General features: G+C 51.5%; 17 protein-coding genes and 1 tRNA gene. 8 read left to right on the forward strand and 10 right to left on the reverse strand.

The features are described 5' to 3' along the window. A partial coding sequence (locus J6J28_RS09595; protein ID WP_301721373.1) for a hypothetical protein occupies positions 1–335 on the forward strand: 335 nt, incomplete at its 5' end. 11 nt (positions 336–346) lie between these two features. Here the strand turns inward: J6J28_RS09595 and pssA are convergent. From pssA to rluD, 4 genes are all read right to left on the reverse strand, one after another. Further along, the gene (gene pssA, locus J6J28_RS09600) at positions 347–1,180 is read right to left on the reverse strand and encodes a CDP-diacylglycerol--serine O-phosphatidyltransferase (RefSeq protein WP_301721374.1); all 834 of its coding nucleotides are present in this window, start codon (positions 1,178–1,180) and stop codon (positions 347–349) included. Positions 1,181–1,292: 112 nt separating this feature from the next. Next, positions 1,293–3,866, reverse strand: a complete 2,574-nt coding sequence (gene clpB, locus J6J28_RS09605) for an ATP-dependent chaperone ClpB (RefSeq protein ID WP_301721376.1) — start codon at positions 3,864–3,866, stop codon at positions 1,293–1,295. A 79-nt stretch (positions 3,867–3,945) separates the two neighbouring features. Further along, positions 3,946–4,653 (reverse strand): peptidoglycan editing factor PgeF, encoded by a 708-nt coding sequence (gene pgeF, locus J6J28_RS09610; protein WP_301721378.1) that lies wholly within the window; start codon positions 4,651–4,653, stop codon positions 3,946–3,948. A gap of 6 nt (positions 4,654–4,659) precedes the next feature. Continuing rightward, positions 4,660–5,628: a 23S rRNA pseudouridine(1911/1915/1917) synthase RluD gene (rluD, locus tag J6J28_RS09615; protein WP_301721380.1), complete on the reverse strand. Its 969-nt coding sequence runs from the start codon at positions 5,626–5,628 to the stop codon at positions 4,660–4,662. Between the two features lie 130 nt (positions 5,629–5,758). On the opposite strand from rluD, the gene J6J28_RS09620 reads away from it, so the two are divergent. Then, entirely contained in the window at positions 5,759–6,514 is a 756-nt protein-coding gene (locus tag J6J28_RS09620) for an outer membrane protein assembly factor BamD (protein ID WP_301721381.1), read from the forward strand. A 34-nt stretch (positions 6,515–6,548) separates the two neighbouring features. Here the strand turns inward: J6J28_RS09620 and glnB are convergent, their stop codons facing one another. From glnB to J6J28_RS09640, 4 genes are all read right to left on the reverse strand, one after another. Beyond that, positions 6,549–6,887, reverse strand: a complete 339-nt coding sequence (gene glnB / locus J6J28_RS09625) for a nitrogen regulatory protein P-II (RefSeq protein WP_301721383.1) — start codon at positions 6,885–6,887, stop codon at positions 6,549–6,551. Continuing rightward, positions 6,874–8,556: an NAD+ synthase gene (locus tag J6J28_RS09630; RefSeq protein ID WP_301721384.1), complete on the reverse strand. Its 1,683-nt coding sequence runs from the start codon at positions 8,554–8,556 to the stop codon at positions 6,874–6,876. The genes glnB and J6J28_RS09630 overlap by 14 nt, the downstream gene beginning before the upstream one ends. 74 nt (positions 8,557–8,630) lie before the next feature. Further along, the gene (locus J6J28_RS09635) at positions 8,631–9,149 is read right to left on the reverse strand and encodes a DUF1285 domain-containing protein (RefSeq protein WP_301721385.1); all 519 of its coding nucleotides are present in this window, start codon (positions 9,147–9,149) and stop codon (positions 8,631–8,633) included. A gap of 1 nt (position 9,150) precedes the next feature. After that, the gene (locus J6J28_RS09640; RefSeq protein WP_301721386.1) at positions 9,151–9,519 is read right to left on the reverse strand and encodes a response regulator transcription factor; all 369 of its coding nucleotides are present in this window, start codon (positions 9,517–9,519) and stop codon (positions 9,151–9,153) included. 403 nt (positions 9,520–9,922) lie between these two features. Between J6J28_RS09640 and J6J28_RS09645 the strand changes: the two genes are divergently transcribed. Together J6J28_RS09645 and pdxH are read left to right on the forward strand one after the other, a co-directional pair. After that, positions 9,923–11,596 (forward strand): amidohydrolase, encoded by a 1,674-nt coding sequence (locus J6J28_RS09645; RefSeq protein ID WP_301721387.1) that lies wholly within the window; start codon positions 9,923–9,925, stop codon positions 11,594–11,596. A gap of 2 nt (positions 11,597–11,598) precedes the next feature. Beyond that, complete coding sequence (gene pdxH / locus J6J28_RS09650; protein ID WP_301721389.1) at positions 11,599–12,240, forward strand: pyridoxamine 5'-phosphate oxidase; 642 nt, start codon at positions 11,599–11,601, stop codon at positions 12,238–12,240. A 1-nt stretch (position 12,241) separates the two neighbouring features. Here pdxH and J6J28_RS09655 read toward each other — a convergent pair whose 3' ends face one another. Further along, the gene (locus tag J6J28_RS09655; protein ID WP_301721390.1) at positions 12,242–13,297 is read right to left on the reverse strand and encodes an Ldh family oxidoreductase; all 1,056 of its coding nucleotides are present in this window, start codon (positions 13,295–13,297) and stop codon (positions 12,242–12,244) included. Between the two features lie 84 nt (positions 13,298–13,381). On the opposite strand from J6J28_RS09655, the gene J6J28_RS09660 reads away from it, so the two are divergent. The 4 genes from J6J28_RS09660 (at position 13,382) to J6J28_RS09675 (ending at position 17,529) form a co-directional block, all read left to right on the forward strand. After that, positions 13,382–14,416, forward strand: a complete 1,035-nt coding sequence (locus J6J28_RS09660) for an ATP-dependent 6-phosphofructokinase (protein WP_301721391.1) — start codon at positions 13,382–13,384, stop codon at positions 14,414–14,416. A 91-nt stretch (positions 14,417–14,507) separates the two neighbouring features. Continuing rightward, positions 14,508–15,443 carry an agmatinase gene (speB, locus tag J6J28_RS09665; RefSeq protein WP_301721393.1) on the forward strand — a complete coding sequence of 312 codons (936 nt, stop codon included), beginning with the start codon at positions 14,508–14,510 and terminating at the stop codon, positions 15,441–15,443. Then, positions 15,443–17,359 carry a biosynthetic arginine decarboxylase gene (gene speA / locus J6J28_RS09670; RefSeq protein ID WP_301721394.1) on the forward strand — a complete coding sequence of 639 codons (1,917 nt, stop codon included), beginning with the start codon at positions 15,443–15,445 and terminating at the stop codon, positions 17,357–17,359. The genes speB and speA overlap by 1 nt, the downstream gene beginning before the upstream one ends. 94 nt (positions 17,360–17,453) lie before the next feature. Then, positions 17,454–17,529, forward strand: a tRNA-Phe gene (locus J6J28_RS09675). A gap of 20 nt (positions 17,530–17,549) precedes the next feature. On the opposite strand, the gene J6J28_RS09680 is transcribed toward J6J28_RS09675, so the two are convergent. Next, positions 17,550–19,841, reverse strand: coding sequence for a heavy metal translocating P-type ATPase (locus tag J6J28_RS09680; protein ID WP_301721396.1), 2,292 nt, complete (start codon positions 19,839–19,841; stop codon positions 17,550–17,552). Positions 19,842–19,910: the final 69 nt, after the last annotated feature.

Consider the following 19,910-nt stretch of genomic DNA (forward strand, 5'->3'; position numbering starts at 1 on the left):
ACTTTTCCAATCAGTCAGGTGTATTCTCTTCGTTATACGAAAGAATACTCGCATCCGAAGATGCTTTTCTCTGCCTGAATCCGGTAAGTGCCCACACAGTTTGCTTGGCTTGGTATATTGTTAAAGAGCGACGCTTCAGTCCCTTGGGGAACTCTGAAGCGGGATGCGTATTTTACGCTTTCCGGGGCCAGCGTCAAGATCCTTTCGGATCTTTTTTTTGCAAGCGCTTCGCGCTGCTGGCTCGTGTCACTGCGGCTTATGCCTCGGTGACAACGGCGGCGAATTATAAGGATCATCGCCGCCCGTGCAAGATCTTTTTTCAAAAACCCAATTGATTGCTTAGTTTTTAATCAGACTTGATTGTTTCGTCTTCAGAATGCTGTTTTTTTGCACTTTCGTCATCTTTTTTCTCAACCTCATCATCGCAGTCTTCATCAGTATCTCCGACCACGTGTTTTAATTCTAAACGGTTTACCGAGCGAATTGTGAGGATGGGTCCAGACAGCGCGTAAAGGAAAAAGATAGTAAAGAGAACCAGCGACGGTTCAGTTGCCACGACTACAAAAGCAAGTACGACGGCCAGAATAACGACAAAGGACACACGACCACGCCAGTCGACATCTTTAAAAGAGTGATAACGGAAATTACTCACCATTAACAGGCCAGCACAGATAGTGACTATCGCTGCCAGGTAGCTAATCGAATTTGGATCCACCTCGTATTTACTACCGACCCATACCAGGCCACTGACGATGGCAGCGGCGCTTGGAATAGCAAGCCCCTGAAAGAAACGTTTATCTGAAGAGCCAAGATTGGTATTGAAGCGTGCCAGACGCAAAGCACCACCAGCGACAAATATAAAGGCTGCCAGCCAACCGAACTTACCAAGATCCGACAAGGCCCAGTTATACATAACTAACGCAGGGGCCATACCGAACGATACGATATCGGCCATACTGTCGTATTCAGCGCCGAAATCACTTTGCGTATTGGTCATGCGGGCAACACGTCCATCCAACCCATCAAAAACCATAGCGATAAAGATTGCTATCGCTGCGGATTCAAACTGATTATTCATAGATGCGACAATGGCGAAGAACCCAGAAAACAGGCCTGCCGTCGTTAACAGATTAGGCAGCAGAAAAATTCCGCGGTTCTTAGTCGATGAGTTGTTTGACATAGGATTATCCTGGTTGCAATAGTCGAGACCATTCAGGATAGCATAGCATGGGAGCCGCGATAAATAGTGCCACCCACTGGGCGGCACTGATTTTATGCTTCACTATCAACCATTACTGGACGATGGTTATCTGCTCATCCTGATAATCCACTTTAATGGGCGTGCCTGGTAATAGCTTACCGGCCAGCAACTGCTGCGCTAACGGGTTTTCAATTTCCTGTTGGATTGCCCGTTTCAAAGGACGCGCCCCGAACACCGGATCAAAGCCCGCAGCGGCAAGGTGATCCAGCGCCGCATCGGTCAATTCGATACTGTAATCGCGATCGGCCAGACGCTTATACAGGCGCTGCAGCTGGATTTCAGCAATCGCCCGGATTTGCGATTTCGCCAGCGGATGGAAGACCACAGTTTCGTCCACACGATTCAAAAACTCTGGACGGAAATGATGTTGCAGGATCTCCATAACACCCGCTTTCATTTGCTCGTAGCTCTGCTCATGCGCACGCTCCTGGATAACATCAGAACCTAAATTCGAGGTCATGATAATGACCGTGTTGCGAAAATCGACCGTACGCCCTTGTCCATCCGTCAGGCGTCCATCATCAAGAACCTGCAATAAGATGTTAAAGACATCTGGATGCGCCTTCTCGATTTCATCTAATAAAATCACTGAATACGGACGCCGTCTTACAGCTTCTGTCAAATAGCCACCTTCTTCATATCCGACATAGCCAGGAGGCGCACCCACCAGGCGGGCAACCGAGTGTTTCTCCATGAACTCTGACATATCGATACGAACCATGGCATCTTCGGTATCAAACAAAAAGCCCGCCAGTGATTTACAAAGCTCAGTCTTACCGACACCGGTTGGCCCTAAAAACAGGAAGGAACCTATGGGGCGTTGCGGATCAGCAAGGCCTGCTCGTGACCGGCGAATCGCGTTGGCGACTGAGGTCACCGCTTCATCCTGGCCGACCACGCGCTTATGCAACTGGCTCTCCATCTGCAATAACTTCTCGCGCTCACCTTCCAGCATTTTGCTGACCGGAATACCGGTCCAACGAGACAGCACGTCGGCAATCTGTTCATCTGTCACCTTGTTCTTTAACAAGGTCATGCTTTGATCCTCAGCCTCGACGGCCGTTTCCAGTTGCCGTTCCAGCTCTGGAATCTTGCCATACTGCAGCTCAGACATACGGTTCAGGTCACCGGCACGACGGGCGATATCCAGATCAGTTTTAGCCTGCTCAAGTTGTGCCTTGATATTCTGAGCACCTTGCACAGCGGTTTTCTCTGACAACCAGACCTCTTCCAGCTCAGCGTATTTACGCTGCTGATCTTCAAGTTCTGCTTCCAGAGTTTCCAGTCGCTTCTTACTGGCATCATCATCTTCTTTCTGCAGCGCCTTTTGCTCCAACTGCAATTGAATAATGCGCCGTTCCAGGCGATCCAGTTCTTCGGGCTTGGAGTCGATTTGCATCCGAATACTCGACGCCGCCTCATCAATGAGGTCAATGGCTTTATCAGGCAACTGCCGATCCGTGATGTAGCGATGAGAAAGCGTCGCCGCTGCAACAATAGCTGGATCCGTGATCTGTACTGAGTGATGCACTTCGTAACGCTCTTTCAGACCACGTAAAATGGCAATGGTATCTTCAACTGAGGGTTCGTCGACTAATACCTTCTGGAAACGACGTTCAAGTGCCGCGTCTTTCTCGATGAATTTGCGGTATTCATCTAATGTCGTTGCGCCCACACAGTGCAGCTCGCCACGTGCTAGTGCAGGTTTGAGCATGTTGCCGGCATCCATGGCACCTTCTGCTTTGCCGGCACCGACCATAGTGTGCAGCTCATCGATAAAGAGGATGATGCGGCCTTCTTCTTTGCCCAGCTCGTTCAGCACAGCCTTCAGGCGCTCCTCGAACTCACCGCGGTATTTCGCGCCGGCAAGCAAAGCGCCAAGGTCTAACGACAGTACGCGCTTGTGCTTAATGCCTTCAGGAACTTCACCGTTTACGATGCGCAGCGCCAGACCTTCGACGATAGCCGTTTTACCAACGCCCGGTTCACCGATAAGCACAGGATTATTTTTGGTACGGCGTTGCAGCACCTGAATGGTACGGCGAATTTCGTCATCACGGCCAATCACCGGATCAAGCTTGCCTTGTTCGGCGCGCTCGGTCAGATCAATAGTGTATTTATCGAGCGCCTGACGTTGATCTTCAGCATTTTGATCGGCAACGTTTTCGCCACCACGAACCTTCTCTATCGCGCTCTCAACTTTGCTTCGGGTCATCCCCAGACGTTTCAGGAGGTCACCGAGCTTGCCTTTATCTTCTGTAGCAGCGAGCACAAAAAGTTCCGAAGATATGTACTGATCCTTACGTTTCTGCGCGTACTTATCACACAGGTTGAGCAAGGTGCCGGTGGCCGCTGATGCCTGAACATCACCGCCCGTGCCCTCGACCTGTGGCAGACTGTCCAGTGCTTCACTTAAGCCAGCGCGCAGCTGGTTACTGTCAACCTGCAGATAGGTCAACAACGGACGCAAGGTGCCGCCGTCCTGATTCAAAAGCGCCTGCATAATGTGTACCGGCTCAATAAACTGGTGATCACGGCCCAGTGCCAGCGACTGTGCATCAGCAATGGCGAGTTGAAATTTGTTGGTTAGTTTGTCAAATCGCATGACTTTATTACCTCTTAAACAAACAGTATGTCCTGACTGTTTATGTGGGTATAAAATGTACGATTTCAAGAGGCAGGAATTAGATTTTCCAAATTAAAGAGGCGATACGCCCACTGCTGGGATCTCTGCGGTGAGAGAAAAACCGGGCATCGCTATAGGTGCAGAGGTGACTCTGGGTCACCTCTTTAACGCCATGTCCGAGTAACAGGCGCTCGGCGAGCAACGGCAGGTTTGCCAGCCACTTGCCCGATCGATGGGGATGAAAGGTGGACGAATCAACGATTCCGAGTCTGGAAAATGCCTGGCGAACTTCGTCACCCACTTCAAAATGAGACTGACTAATCGCCGGTCCAATATAAGCACGAAAACACTCGGTGCGTTGTGGCAACTGGGCCAGCGTTGTGCCAATAATGCCCTGTGCTAAGCCCCGCCAGCCGGCGTGAATAGCTGCAATGATGGCGCCATCTTCACTGCAAAGTAAAATCGGCAGACAGTCTGCGGTCAGCACAGCACAGCAGCTATCAGCAGCAGAAGCCCAAATGGCATCCGCCCGACTACCCAATACACTGCTTTCTTCAGCGACCACCACGGTGCTGTGATACTGACTCAACCATTTGGGCGCCCGCCGCAAACCCAATGCGCGTTGCAATTGGCGTCGGTGCAGCAGCACCCGGGCCGGATCGTCACCGACATGCGCCGCAAGGTTACCAGGCGCGTCCACCGTAGTGATACACGCCTGAATACCCGGCGGCAGTTGCCAGTTTGGCTTGATACCAAAATCAGTCAATTGGATTTACTCGTCCGGGTGTGCCTTGCGGTCGGCCCGCAGCATGGTCAGCAGCTCGAGAAAATCCTTTGGCGTTGGCGCATCCCAACTCATCCATTCACCAGAAATCGGATGATGCAGAGATAGCCGGGCAGCATGCAAAGCCTGGCGGCGGAAACCGCGCAAAAACTCAAGCAGCTCCGGGCTGGCATTTTGCGGTGGGCGTGGACGACCGCCGTAAGTGTGGTCCCCTACCAACGGGTGTCGCAGGTGCGCCATATGCACCCGGATCTGGTGAGTCCGGCCGGTTTCCAGGCGTAATCGCAGATGGGTATGATTACGAAACCGCTCAGCAACTCGATAATGTGTCACTGCAGGTTTGCCCGTAGCCACCACCGCCATATGGGTGCGCTTAGTAGGATGACGGCCGATGGGCTCGTCCACATGACCACCAGCGGTCATCGGGCCATTACAGACCGCTTCATACTCGCGTGTAATCTCACGTTCTTGCATGGCTGCAACTAAGTGCGTCTGTGCAGGAATGGTTTTCGCTACCACCATTAAGCCGGTGGTATCTTTGTCCAGGCGATGAATAATACCCGCCCGAGGCACCTGATCGATGGCCGGGAAATGATGCAACAAGGCATTAAGCAAAGTCCCATCGGGTGTCCCCGCGCCCGGGTGCACCACCAATCCATGAGGTTTGTTGATGACCAGAATGTCATCATCTTCATAAACGATATTAAGTGGCATAGGCTGGGCTGCGAAGCGCTGCTCTTCAACGATCTCAGCATTGACCTCGACGACCATGCCAGTGATGACTCTTTCTCGTGGCTTATCGACCTTTTTTTCGTCGACAACAACACAACCCTCGGTAATCCAGGTTTTTAACCTTGAACGCGAGTAGTCGGGGAACAACTCTGCAAGAGTCTGGTCCAAGCGTTTGCCATTGCAAGAAGCGGGGACCGTTCCAGTTAATTGAATGTGTTCACTCATAAAATAAATAATGGACCTGTGAAAGCAGCCAAGGCTGCGATAGAATGCAAGCAACGTCGAAGTGATTAGTGTACCTGTTTGGGGCGCTATGCACCAAAAATTAAATTAACAGAGATTAGAACAGCAACTTATGAAACTGCGTATTAGCCTGCTTTTAGCTTTATCCGTCATGCTCGCAGCATGCTCAAGTTCGCCAGACGATGAAGCGCTCGATTCCCGAGTCCTGAACGACGCTGATGCACTGTACCAGCGCGCTCAATCCAATATTGCTTCCGGTAACTTCAGCACCGCACAGGAAATCCTGCAGCAGCACGCGACCCGTTACCCGTTCGGCCCTTATGCGCATCAAGTGCAAATGGATCGGATTTACGTGTATTACAAATTAGGCAACATTGACAAAGCGTTGGCTGAAATTGACCGTTTCATGCAGTTGAACCCGAATCACCCTAATCTTGATTACGTGATGTACATGCGCGGCCTGGTCAACCACCGGGCTGACTCGAACACCATACAAGATTTAGTAGGTATCGACCGCTCCGATCGGGATCCCAGTAAAGCAGAAGAAGCCTTTAATGACTTTGCTCGCCTGCTACAGCAATTCCCTGATTCCAAGTATGCAGCAGATGCCAAACAACGCATGGTTGCGATTAAAAGTCGCCTGGCAAAATATGAACTCGCAGTGGCTCGCTACTACCTCAAACGAGAAGCATGGTTAGCCGCTGCCAACCGCGCTAAATATGTGTTGGAGAACTACGCCAATGTGGCCGCGACAGAAGATGCTCTGGCGATCATGATGCAAAGTTATGATGAATTAGGCCTTACCGAAATGCGCGATAATGCTCGTGCAACCCTGCAGGCGAACTTCCCAGGTAGTGACTACCTTTAAACAACCCGCTGCAAAATAAAACAAGGCGCCGTTATCAAACGGCGTCTTCGTTTTCCTCGCCCGTACGAATGCGAACTACACGCTCTACATTGCTGACAAAGATCTTACCATCACCGATTTTGCCTGTTTGCGCCGTTTCCATAATGGCATCCAGACACGCCTCAACCTGATCATCAGCGACCACAATCTCGAGTTTCACTTTAGGTAAGAAATCGACCATATACTCAGCACCACGATAGAGCTCAGTGTGGCCTTTCTGCCGGCCGAAACCTTTGACTTCGGATACTGTCATACCGGCGATGCCAACTTCGGATAATGCTTCTCGCACATCGTCCAGTTTAAATGGCTTGATGATAGCTTCAATTTTTTTCATGCCGTGCCTCTGCCGTTAGTTGCCGCTCTAATTCGTAGCGAAAATGATTGGTGATGGGGTAACGTCTATCCTTCTCAAAATTGCGAGAAGTGATTTTAGGACCCACCGCGCCTTGTCGACGTTTGTATTCATTCATATCAACCAAGCTTATCACACGCAAGACGTCAGCGTGTTCAAAACCCGCGGCAATAATGTCCATAGGAGCCCAGTCCTGCTCAACGTACAAGTGGATAATCTTATCCAGAACCTCGTAATCTGGCAGGCTATCCTGATCGGTTTGTCCCGGCGCCAGCTCTGCTGAAGGCGGCCGTTCGATCACTCGCTTAGGTATAACATCAGCTGAGGCTGTGCTGTTCATATGCTCGGCCAGAGCAAATACCATCATTTTTGGCACATCTTTGAGGGGCGCAAAACCACCACACATATCGCCGTACAAGGTGCAGTAACCCACCGCCAGTTCACTCTTATTGCCAGTGGTTAATACCAGCGAGCGGTTCTTATTCGACAGCGCCATCAGGATGACCCCACGGCTACGCGCCTGCAGGTTTTCCTCGGTCGCATCGGGCTCGTGATCGGCAAGTTGCGGCGCTAATTGCTGCATAAAGCTTTCGTAGATCGGCTCTATCGCGATCACATCATATTTAACTCCCAGTGAATGGGCCTGCTTTGCAGCATCTTCGCGGCTTATCTGGGAGGTGTAACGAAACGGCATCATCACCGCATGGACATGTTCGGCACCAAGCGCTTCTACTGCCAGCGCCAATGTCAGCCCGGAATCAATCCCGCCTGAAAGACCTAAGGTAACGCCCCGGAATCCGTTCTTCTGGACATAGTCGCGGATAGACAGCACCAAGGCCTGCCGCACTTCTTCAAGGCGGTTAAACTGTACATCCATTGCATCTCTGGCTTTGGGTTTAGTCAGTTCAGTCAGTGCCTTTATACCCTTGGCAGAAATATGCACATGGCCACAACATGGCTGACAATGAGGAAACTCTGCAACTAACTCGCCATTGCTATCAAGTACCAGTGAGTGACCGTCGAATACCAGCTCGTCCTGTCCGCCGCAATTATTCACGTAAACTATTGGGCAGCCAGTCTCGTGCACACGCTGTTGCAGCACATGCATACGTTGCTCATGTTTATCGACTTCAAAGGGGGATGCGTTTATGGTGATAATCCAGTCCGCACCAAGATCGACGATACGTTTTACCGGCTCAGGGTGCCAGATATCTTCGCAAAGGGTCAGGCCAATGCAATGCCCTTGCCAGTCAAAAACACAGGCCTCATGGCCGGGAATGAAGTAGCGCTGTTCATCGAACACGCCATATTGCGGCAGGCGTTGCTTGTGATAGCGCGCCAGGCATTTGCCCCGGTGCAAAACAGAGATGCTGTTAAAAAGCTCATTCCCAACGCGCTGCGGATGACCAACCACGGCCACCTGCTGCACTGCCGCCTCGGCAATCTCTTCTAACGCGTTTTCTACCAGCTGTTCAAAGTCAGCACGAAACAGCAGATCTTCTGGCGGATAGCCGGTGATCGCCAGCTCTGGAAATACGACGATATCCGCACCTTCCTCTTCAGCAAGGCAGGTGAGGATTGTTGCGGTATTTTTGGTAATCGCTCCAACGGTAAAATCCAATTGTGCGATGGCAACCGTGATGGGTTTCATAGGGCGTCTGTACCTTTACGCTAAACTAAGCAGCGCATAATATAGCAGGCTCCCTCAGCGAGCAAATTCATCGCTTAAATTTGGCCTAAAATGAACCGGCTAGTGCCACTCTTAAGTACAACCTCATCGGACTCTGGATCAATTGTTGCGGCCTCTACCCATTGGTAATAAACGTTGCGATGGACTTTGGCCTGCAAGCCATGATCCAGTTGCACATAAGGCACAGCATTTTTAATCAACAGAGGGTAATCTTCGGACAGAGGGTATTGACTGCCAATGTTGGTTGTTACCTGTATTACCGGCGATTCTGGCGCAGTAACGGACTTCCATTCAGTGACAATAAAAGGAGCGTCAGCAACGGAAATCTTTACTCTTTCCGCTGGTGTGATTAGAAAGAAATCGCCATTTTCCTGAACAAGTACGGAAGCGAATAGCTTAACCAGTTGTTGTCTTTTAATGCGCGAATTTTGATAAAACCAGTCACCTTTCTCATCGATATGTAATGGGATTTCACCGCAATACGGTGGGTCCCACTGGTCTGTCGGTGCATGGTTGCGCAGTTCTAATGACTTTAGAAGCTGCTCTAATTGCATATTAACTCACCAGGCGTTTTTGACGTAACAAGTACCAAAGCGTTGCCTCAGTACGATTTGAAACCTTAATAGCCTTAAAGATAGCAGATAAATGCACGCGGATCGTCCCTTCGGTAATACCGAGGATGGTGGCAATCTCTTTGTTGGATAAGCCCTGGGCGAGCAGCTGCATGATTTCCAGTTGCCGCGGCGAGAGGAAACTTTCAGCCTGCGAGTTCCGTGGAGCGAGTTCACTTAAGCGCGACTCATCAGGTAGATAGCGATCGTTTTTCAGTAATGCCCGTATTGCTAGCTTGGCATCCTCTGCACTGGTATCTTTAGGAAGATAGCTACGGACGCCAGAGGCGAGAGCTTGACGAATTTCAGACATGGGTCGCGACCAACAATACAAAACGATATGGGCTGTCGGTGCATATTTTTTGATGAATGCGAGGGACGGTCTGATTTCTGCGTCTGGTAAATCCATATCCAGAAAAATTAAATTATACTGGCTACTGTGTTTTAGGTAATCAGTGGCAAGCTCAAAGGTAGGAGCCTCGAAGATCGAGACATCCGAAGTGTAACTGGTGCATAGGTGAATTAGACCAGCACGAGTAAAAAACTGTGAATCGATAATGAGAATCTTCATGGCAGCCCCAAAATTCAAAACCCTAATTCGTCGTAATATAACTTTCGTTACGGCCTTTGACTAGGTAGTGTACACACTTGATAAGTTTATTACACCAAAACTGTTGCCTAATTGTAAGTAAGTATAAACAAACAGAGAGAACCCCATGCGAATTGTTTCTTCGTTGTTAGCTTTAGTTGTCTTCTTTATTTCGTTTGCCGCTAGTGCGCAAACGGTCCTTTATCATAATTTCAATGGCTATACGCTGACGGGTGAACCCGGTAACGGCGCGGTACTGAAAGAGTTTGACGCCATGCTGGTCACCGACGGAAAGGTGGCCGCCGTTGGCACTTTGGCGTCGATTCAAGCCAGTTTAAATCCTGCCACAACGCAAAAGGTTGACTTACAGGGCAAAACCCTGCTGCCCGGTATCATCGATGCCCATGGCCATATGCTGGGCTTAGGTGAAAATTTGATTCAGGTGGACTTGCGTAACGCAGCCAGCGAGCAGGATGCGGTTGCCCGCGTCGCTGATTTTGCCGCTGCGGAAATGGGTCCTTGGGTGGTCGGCCGCGGCTGGAACCAGGAAAACTGGAGCGAGCGCTCGTTTCCCACGGCGAAAAGTCTCGATGAATTTATCGCCGACCGTCCCGTCTGGTTAACCCGGGTCGACGGGCACGCGGGCTGGGCCAACAGCAAAGCTCTTGAGCTGGCCGGCATTACCGCAGAAACAGTCAGCCCCGAGGGTGGAGAAATTATCCGCGACGCCAGTGGCGAGCCAACCGGCGTGCTGGTCGACAATGCTATGGCGCTGGTAGAGAGCCAAATGCCAGCGAAGAACGCAGAGTACTACCGTCGGGCGTTAGTGACAGCCTTCGACCATCTGGTTTCAGAAGGTATTACCGGTGTTCACGATGCAGGTGTCGATGCAACCAATCTTGCGGTGTACCAACAGCTTGCCGCAGAAGGCAACATGCCAGTGCGGGTTTACGCCATGTTAAGCGCATCTGAGCCGCGTTTACCTGACCTGCTCGCTGACGGCCCTATTACCACCGAAGACGACAGCCTGACCGTTGCCAGTGTCAAAATCTATACCGATGGCGCGCTAGGTAGCCGTGGTGCGGCGTTAATTGACCCGTACAGCGATGCCCCCAATACGCGTGGTTTGTTGGTGACTCAACCGACTGATATCGAGCAACTGTTCGAACTTATTATCCCGCATGGCTTTCAGATCAACATCCATGCGATTGGTGATCGCGCCAACCGTATTGCGCTGGATAAATTTGCAAAAGCCTATGCCACCATCGGCGGCCGTAACCTGCGCCATCGCATCGAGCATTCACAGGTGGTTCATCCGGACGATATTCCGCGCTTTAAGGAGCTGAATATCATCGCATCCATGCAGCCCACTCACGCAACGTCAGACAAAAACATGGCGGAAGACCGTATTGGTAAAGAACGTATGCAGGGCGCTTATGCCTGGCAAACCTTCCTTGACCAGGGCACTATCGTTGCCGCCGGCTCTGACTTCCCGGTGGAATTATCCAATCCATTCTTTGGTGTCCACGCTGCGGTAACTCGCCAGGACCGCGATAATCAGCCCCAGGGTGGCTGGTACGCCCACGAAGCAATGACCCTTGAGCAGGCGCTACGTGCGTTCACGCTTGATGCAGCCTATGCCTCAGGCCAGGAACAACAACTAGGTAGCCTTGAGCCGGGCAAATGGGCTGATTTTATTGTCCTGGATCAAGATCCATTTGCCGTAACCAGCGATAAACTATGGCGCGCCGATGTACTGGCGACCTATGTTGCTGGTGAAAACGTCTACACTCAGGAGTAATTATGAAGTTGCACGATGAACGTCGGGATTATGAGCGGGCGCAATTGCGCCGCTCGGTTCTTAACGATGATCCGTTTAAACAGTTTGAATCCTGGTTTGCCGCAGCAAAAGAAGCTGCGGTTCTGCCTGATCCAACTGCCTTTACACTAGCGACAGTGAATGCCCAAGGGCAACCGCACCAACGTATCGTGCTAATGAAAGATCTCGATGCCAATGGCTTCGTGTTTTACACCAATTACGCCAGTCAGAAAGGTCACGACCTGGCCGCCAATAATAAGGCGTCGATGCACTTTTCCTGGCTGCCGCTGGAACAGCAGGTACGTATTGAAGGTCAGGTCGAAAAAGTTGATCGGGCGGTAAGTGAAGCCTACTTTCACAGCCGTCCGCGCACCAGCCAGCTCGGTGCACTCGCATCACAGCAAAGTGAAACCATTGGTTCGCGCACGGAACTCGAGCAGGTGTATCACGACCTTACTGAACGTTATGAAGGCAAAACCATTCCTATGCCAGAAAGCTGGGGCGGCTACCGGGTCTGCCCTGACTATTTCGAATTCTGGCAAGGTGGCAGATTCCGTCTGCACGACCGTTTTATTTATCAACGCGACGCAGCAGGAAGCTGGACCATAGAACGCCTGCAGCCCTGATTCAGGGCAAGGGCTGCTGACAAAACTCAGCGCACCACTCTAATTGACTCCAGGTGGCTGCGCTGTAGCTGATGCCCTGCCGCAACTGCCGCTCCCGCGTGGCTAACGCACCTTCGCCTGGCACCCGCACAGGCTGATTCGGATCAATAGGTTCGGCGGCCTTCACCGCATTAACCAATTGCTGCGCTTGTCGCTCAAAAGCTCCGGCCGTCATCAAGGCAGTCGGATCAACAACCTGCAGCCACACCGTATTGGCATCACCATCTTCAGCTGCCGCGTCAGCGCGACCGTAATTACTCAGACCTAAGGTCCAGAACTCACTAAACAGATTCAGCCCAGTGCCTTTATAGCCCAACTGTTCACCGCCTAAACTCGCCAACACGCTGGGTTTTTCGGCAACAAAGGTTTGCGGATCACAGCTGTAATCGCCAGCTGGCGTGATCAGTGCCGGGTACGGCAGTTGACATCCTTCGGCCAGCGCCGTACGTACTTTGCCCGCAGCGGTCATCGACAAGCTCATGTCGAGCAATACGGGTTGCCCGGCGGTGGGCACGCCAATAGCAAACGGATTGGGTGAGAAACATGCGGATTTGGCGCCATGAGGAGCCACCACTTCCTGCGCCGGCGTACTGCACATCATCTGGATCAACATACCGGCCTGCGTGGCCTGCTCCAGGTACACCGCCAGCGCAGCCACATGCTGAGCACGGCGGATAACCAAAGTGCCGGTACCGTAGTCGCGCGCCATATCGATGGCGCGGGAAATCGCCAGGGGAAGTACATATAACCCGGAGAGTAAATCCGCATCCCAAAGCTGAATGGCCGCCCGGCGCTCAATCACCTCTGGCTGCCCTGCGCCTTTGGTCGCTCCCTTGGCTAACGCCTGTAAGTTATAGCGTAGCCGCAGCAGACCGTGGGTTCTGAAGCCCAGTAAATCACCGGCAACCAGGTGCGATGCCATGCTTTGTGCGACGTCTCTTGTCGCACCTTGCTGTTCCAGACAGCGTATCGCCCAGTTGGTCATTGCCTCAGCTGATCGTTTTTTTTCGTTGCTCATGAGCCCCTTCGCTTGTTATTCCGCTGTAGTTCGATAAGCTTACCAAATACTTAACGTCAGGCAATACAGAGGAGTAAGCCGTCGGTGTCTGTCAGCAAAAAAATACAACGGATTGCAGTGCTCACCAGTGGTGGTGACGCACCAGGAATGAATGCCGCGTTGCGCGCGGTCGTGCTTGCCGCTGATCATTATGGTATCGAAGTTATCGCGTTTCGACATGGTTACCAAGGATTACTGGACAATGAATACCTGACGATGAAGCCCAAAGATGTGCTCCATGTGCTGCAATACTCAGGCACCATCATCAAAAGCGCGCGCTGCCAACGCTTTAAAGAAGAAAGCGCAGCGACCGAAGCTGCGGCTAATCTTGAGGCGCTGAATATCGACGCACTGGTGATCATCGGCGGTGACGGTTCCTTTCGTGGCGCTGACCATTTAGCCAATCACTGGCAAGGGCAAATTATTGGCGTGCCGGGCACCATCGACAATGACTTGTATGGCACCGACGCAACCATAGGCTATGCCACCGCTGTAACCATCGCCATGGATGCGCTGGATAAGATCCGCGATACCGCGGATGCCATGGATCGGGTATTTATTGTTGAAGTCATGGGCCGTGAAGCAGGCTTCATCGGTCTTGGTAGTGCAACGGCCGCTGGCGCAGAACGCGTGGTATTGCCGGAGTTACAAAAGGACAAACCCCTCACCGTCAGTGCCTTGGTCAAACATATCCAGCGGGTAAAAGAAATTCGCGGCGAAGGCAGCTACGTCATGGTACTGAGTGAACATCAATGGCCCGGTGGTGCAGTCGCCCTCGCTGAACAGCTCGACGCCGAATACGACCTGCCGTGCCGCCCCTGTTTACTTGGCCACATTCAACGCGGTGGTCCGCCTGCTCCTGCAGACCGGATACTGGCCTCCGAGCTTGGTGTTCATGCCATCGAGCTGATTCTGCAGGGCAAGCATCGGGTCATGGCCGGCATGCGCGCAAATCAGTGCGTGGATGTGCCGTTGCGCGATACCTGGGAAAAGAAAAATCCGCTCGCGAGCAACTTGCTGCGCATTCAGCATGAAATCTTTAATCCAGTGAAGAAAAATCCTCGTATGAATACGCAGTAAAGGAGTAGCATTCCGGGGCTTTTACGCTGATAATATGCGCCCTTGTAAAACTGCCCTTGCTGCCCTGTTGCAACGACGGAGGTGATTGATTTTGAATCAACAATCAACTGATGCGGTAACACCCGTACAAATTGAGACATTAACCCCTGTGCGCGAATTTTTTGGCGCCAAAGTTGATGGAACTATTCACGCCAATGCCACGCACATGATTGGTTTTGGTTTTGATGGCACCGCCTGTTTCCGTAAGGGAACGCGCAATGGCCCCGATGGGCTGCGCGCGGTATCTGAGGATATCGAATCCTATTCGCCTTATTTGGACGCAGATCTCTTTGATCTGCCCTTCTACGATCTTGGCAACCTGTCACTCGGCGAAGGCACTGACATCGAAGGCCAATGGCAACATGCCACGGACCAGTTTGATGCGCAGTTTGGCAAGCTGGATTTAGCCGAGCACAACATTCGCTTACTGACCCTGGGTGGCGAACATTCGATTTCTTATGCGCCGATTCGCAAGTATCTGGCGCAATATCCCGATCTGGTCTTGTTGCACCTGGATGCGCATGCTGACCTACGCGATGGATTCCTGGGTTTTCACTACTCCCATGCGTCGATTATCCGGCGTTGCCTTGATCATTTTGGTCCAGACCATCAGCTGATTCAGTACGGTATCCGCTCCGGTACGCGTGACGAGTACAAATACATGAAAGAGAACAAGACCGTACGCACCTCGCGTAAGGACTTCCTTGAAAGTGTAGCGGCTATCGCAGCCGATCGGCCGATTTACCTGACCCTGGACCTGGATTATTTTGACCCTTCATTTTTGCCAGGTACGGGTACGCCAGAGCCAGGCGGTGAAGACTTTCATTCGTACGTAAGCCTGATGAAGATTTTACGCGAAAAGAACCTGGTGGGTGCCGACGTTGTGGAGCTATCACCGGAAATTGACCCTACAGGTAACTCTGACGTTTTTGCCGCAAAAATCGTCCGCGAATTACTGATTGTTTTAAATGAAAAAGGAGCCCGCTAATGGCTGACGGCAACAGCAACTGGACCATCGACGACGCAGAAGAACTCTACGGCGTTCGACGCTGGGGCGCGGGCTATTTCTCGATCGGCGACAGCGGCAATATTCAGATTGCCCCGAATCATCGCCTACCTGATGTCACTATTGATATGAAAGACGTGTTGGATGAAATCCGCGCCGAAGGCATTCAACTGCCCGCGGTCATCCGCTTTCATGACATTTTGCGCTCACAAGTTGAGATTTTAAACGAGACGTTTGCGCGAACCATTGAAGAAGCCAGCTACACCGGCAAGTACAGTGGCGTATTTCCGATCAAAGTGAATCAAATGCGCGAAGTGGTCGAAGAAATCATCGACGCCGGCGAACCCTACAACTATGGTCTGGAAGCAGGCTCAAAGCCCGAGCTTATGGCCGTGCTTGCCTACAATGAAAATCCAGACGCGCTGACGGTGCTGAACGGCTACAAAGATGAAGACTATCTGACCCTGGCGCTACTGGGTCGTCAGTTACGCCGTAGAATGATCATCGTCATAGAAAAATTCAGCGAGCTGGAAATGCTGATTCCGTTGGCGAAAAAGCTCGGTGTGCAGCCATTGATTGGCCTGCGCAGCAAGATGATGGTGCGCAGCTCCGGTAAATGGGCCGGCTCAAGTGGCGATCGGGCCAAGTTTGGCCTAAGCATTACCGAGATCCTCAACATCATCGAACTGCTGAAAAAAGAAGACATGCTCGACTGTGCGAAGTTGCTTCATTTCCATATCGGCAGCCAGATGTCCGACATTCGTAAAGTCAAAGAAGCGGTGTCTGAAGGTGCACGCCTGTATGCCAAGTTGATTAAAGAAGGCGTACCGCTGGAGTATCTGGATATCGGCGGTGGCCTTGGTATCGATTACGATGGCACCAGCTCAACCACAGATTCTTCCCGTAACTACTCCACCGACGAGTACGTTGCCGACGTGGTCTACGGGGTGAAACAGATTTGTGACCTGGAGCAGGTTCCGCACCCTAACCTGGTTAGCGAAAGTGGCCGGGCGATTACGGCACACCATAGTTGTGTCGTCACCAATATCGTCGGTGAAATCAAAAACACTGGTGCCCAGTTTGATATCAGCGCCAGCGACGGCGAGCATATTCTGGTGAGTAACATGCGCGAACTGGTCAACAGTGCCGACATGCACCCGCAGGAGCGTTACAACGACGCGGCATCGTACAAACAAAGTGCTTATGAAGCCTTTAAACTTGGCATTCTCTCGCTCAATGAGATGGCCAAGTTAGATACCATGTACTGGCGCATTCTGGTCGAGATCCACAGCTCTCTGGATCGTGAAAGCTTTGTGTTTCAGGAACTGGAAGAGCTCGAAGACATGCTGGCCAGTCAATATCTGTGTAACTTTTCGATTTTCCAGTCGGCGGCAGATACCTGGGCCATCGGTCAAGTGTTGCCTATCGTCCCTGTAAGCCGTTTAAATGAAAAACCTGAGGTGCGCTGCTCAATCGTCGATATCACCTGCGACAGCGACGGTAAGCTCTCAAAATACATCGAAGGCACAGAGATCAGCGACAACATTCCTATGCATACGCTTCACAAAAACGAAGACTACTATGTGGGCATGTTCTTAACCGGCGCTTATCAGGATGTCATGGGAGATATGCATAACCTGTTTGGTCGTTTGACCGAGGTCCATATCTATTGCCACGACGACGAACCGGGCGACTTTTACATCGAAGAAGTGGTTCCAGGCACCTCAGCAGAGAAAGTGCTCGAAACCATGCAATACAACACCGATTTCATGGCCAAAACCGTGAAAAAGTGCATTGACCGCGAAGTTCGTAAAGGTCACATCGCCCCGCGGGAAGGCGTACGCTGGACGGACTATTATGAAAAATGTCTGGCGGGCAGTACCTACTTAAAGGCGTAAAAACCAGCAATCTGCGTATTTCCTGAGCAAACGGTCGAAAATCGCTAAAAAGCGGTTGACTCTGACCGCAAAAACTCGTTTAATACGCCCCGTTGCCCAGATAGCTCAGTCGGTAGAGCAGAGGATTGAAAATCCTCGTGTCGGTGGTTCGATTCCGCCTCTGGGCACCATTATTCTAAAGGCCTCGCACTCATGTGCGGGGCTTTTTTCGTTTTGGTGATGAAAACTGGCGCTTCAATAGCAGTGAATTACCGATGACTGACAGCGAACTTGCAGTCATGGCCACGACACCAATCATTGGGTGCAGCAAGCCTACCGCGGCAATGGGAATGGCAGCGACGTTGTACGCACTCGCCCAAAGCAAATTTTGCAAAATCTTACCGAACGTCGCCCGCGATAAATGCATCGCGTCGACAACACCAGTAAGCTCACCGCGCACTAAGGTTACGTCTGCGGCCTCAATGGCCACGTCGGCGCCTGCGCCGATGGCTATACCCACGTTGGCTTGCTTTAAGGCTGGCGCATCATTAATGCCGTCGCCGACCATAGCTACGTAGTTACCGTATTTTTCCTGTAATTTGCGCACCGCATCAACTTTTCCAGCAGGCAATACTCCAGCCTGCACTTCGTCGATCCCTACTTCGTTAGCCACGGCACGAGCAGCACGTTCATTATCACCGGTGATCATCACCACGTGCAGACCAAGCTCATGCATACCGCGAATAGCGGCTAACGATTCCTGCTTAATGGTATCGGCAACGGCAACAATGCCGCGTGCGCTGCCATCAACCGCAACCAGAACTGCAGTTCGGCCCAGGCCTTCTAACTTGTCCAGCTCCGAATCGAAGTCCTTCAGGGCGCCAACATTCTCTTCATCCAGCAACCTGCGGTTGCCAATTAACACAAAAGCCCCATCCACCCACCCTGAGACCCCTCGAGCACCAGTTGAGCGAAAATCAGTAACCTCAGCGGATGACACATTACGCTCGACAGCTCCTTCAACAATGGCTCTCGCAATTGGATGTTCCGAAGCATTTTCCACCGCCGCCGCCCAGTGTAGGAGTTCCTGCTCAGTAACACCTTTTGCGGTTACCACTTCGGTCAACTTAGGCTGACCTCGGGTAATAGTGCCGGTTTTATCCAACACCATAACCTGAATATCTTTGAACGTTTGAATGGCTTCGCCCGAGCGAATTAAAATACCCCGCTCGGCTCCGATACCCGAGCCAACCATCAAGGCTGTGGGCGTTGCCAAACCCAACGCACAGGGACAGGCAATAACCAATACAGCTACCGCTGACAATATCGCGAGTACGAGGTTGCTTGCATCAGGGTCAACCCAGGGTAAAAAGCCTGCGCCCCATTCCAGAACAGGCCGCAAGGTATCCGCCGCAAGCAGCCATACGATAAAGCTAACCAGTGCAACCAACAAAACGATGGGGACAAAGCGACCGGTCATACGGTCAGCAAACTCCTGAATAGGCACCCGCGAGCCCTGCGCTTGTTCAACTAACTTAATAACCTGAGACAAAAAGGTGTCACCGCCCACTTTGGTCACTTTGACCCGCAAGCGACCTTCTTTATTAATCGTTGCGCCAATAACAGTATCACCTTTAGATTTAAAGACTGGGACGGATTCGCCGGTGGCAATAGATTCGTCCAGGTGACTTTCACCATCCACTACCTCACCATCGGTCGGGATCTTATCGCCGGGCCGGATCGCCATAATATCGCCGGGTTTTAGTTCTTTGACAGGAACTTCTGACTCTTTACCATCTCGCTCTACACGAGCCGTTTTTGCGCCCATGGTTACCAATTTACGAATCGCTTGAGATGCGCGTCCTTTCGCTTTAGCTTCGAGATAACGTCCCAGTAAGTGGAACGTCATGATGGTGGCAGCCATTTCGATAAATGAGGTCATGGTGTAGAAAAAGCCGACCAGGCCAATGAGATAAGGCGGAACACTGCCAAGAGAAATCAGCACATCCATGTTGAATGTGCGATTGGTAAGCGAACGCCAGCTTGACTTATGCGTCGCAGCGCCGCCAAACAGAAATACTACAGGGAATGCTAATACAGCTATGATGGCCAGATAACCCGGAATAGGTTGCCAAAACATATGTGGCACCATTAACAGCATAATGAGGGTCGTGGGTATCCCGGCAATCCACAGCCGCTTGGCGGCTTGGCTTAAATAAGCCTCTTCGATTGCGACATCCTGGCCATAATCATCGTTATCTAGAGTCGATACTTGAGCAACATCATAGCCAGCCTTTTCTATGGCTGTTTTCATTTCCTCAAGGTCTAAAACTTCTGGATCATAATGAGCTTCGACGCGATGAGCCGCAATGTTGGTTCTGACATCACCCATGCCCTTCAGTCGTTTCAACGACGTTTTTACTATTCCTGCGCAATGATCGGATCCCATCCCGGGTACCGTGAACCTTACCCGACTCTTGTCGCCTTTCATTGTTTTGCTCATGGTTATCTCCGAAGCGATAGCTCCAGTCAAACCGGGGCTTACCGGTGAATAATCAACGTTCCCAAAAAG

The organism is Pseudidiomarina terrestris, assembly GCF_030466375.1.
Taxonomy (GTDB): domain Bacteria; phylum Pseudomonadota; class Gammaproteobacteria; order Enterobacterales; family Alteromonadaceae; genus Pseudidiomarina; species Pseudidiomarina terrestris.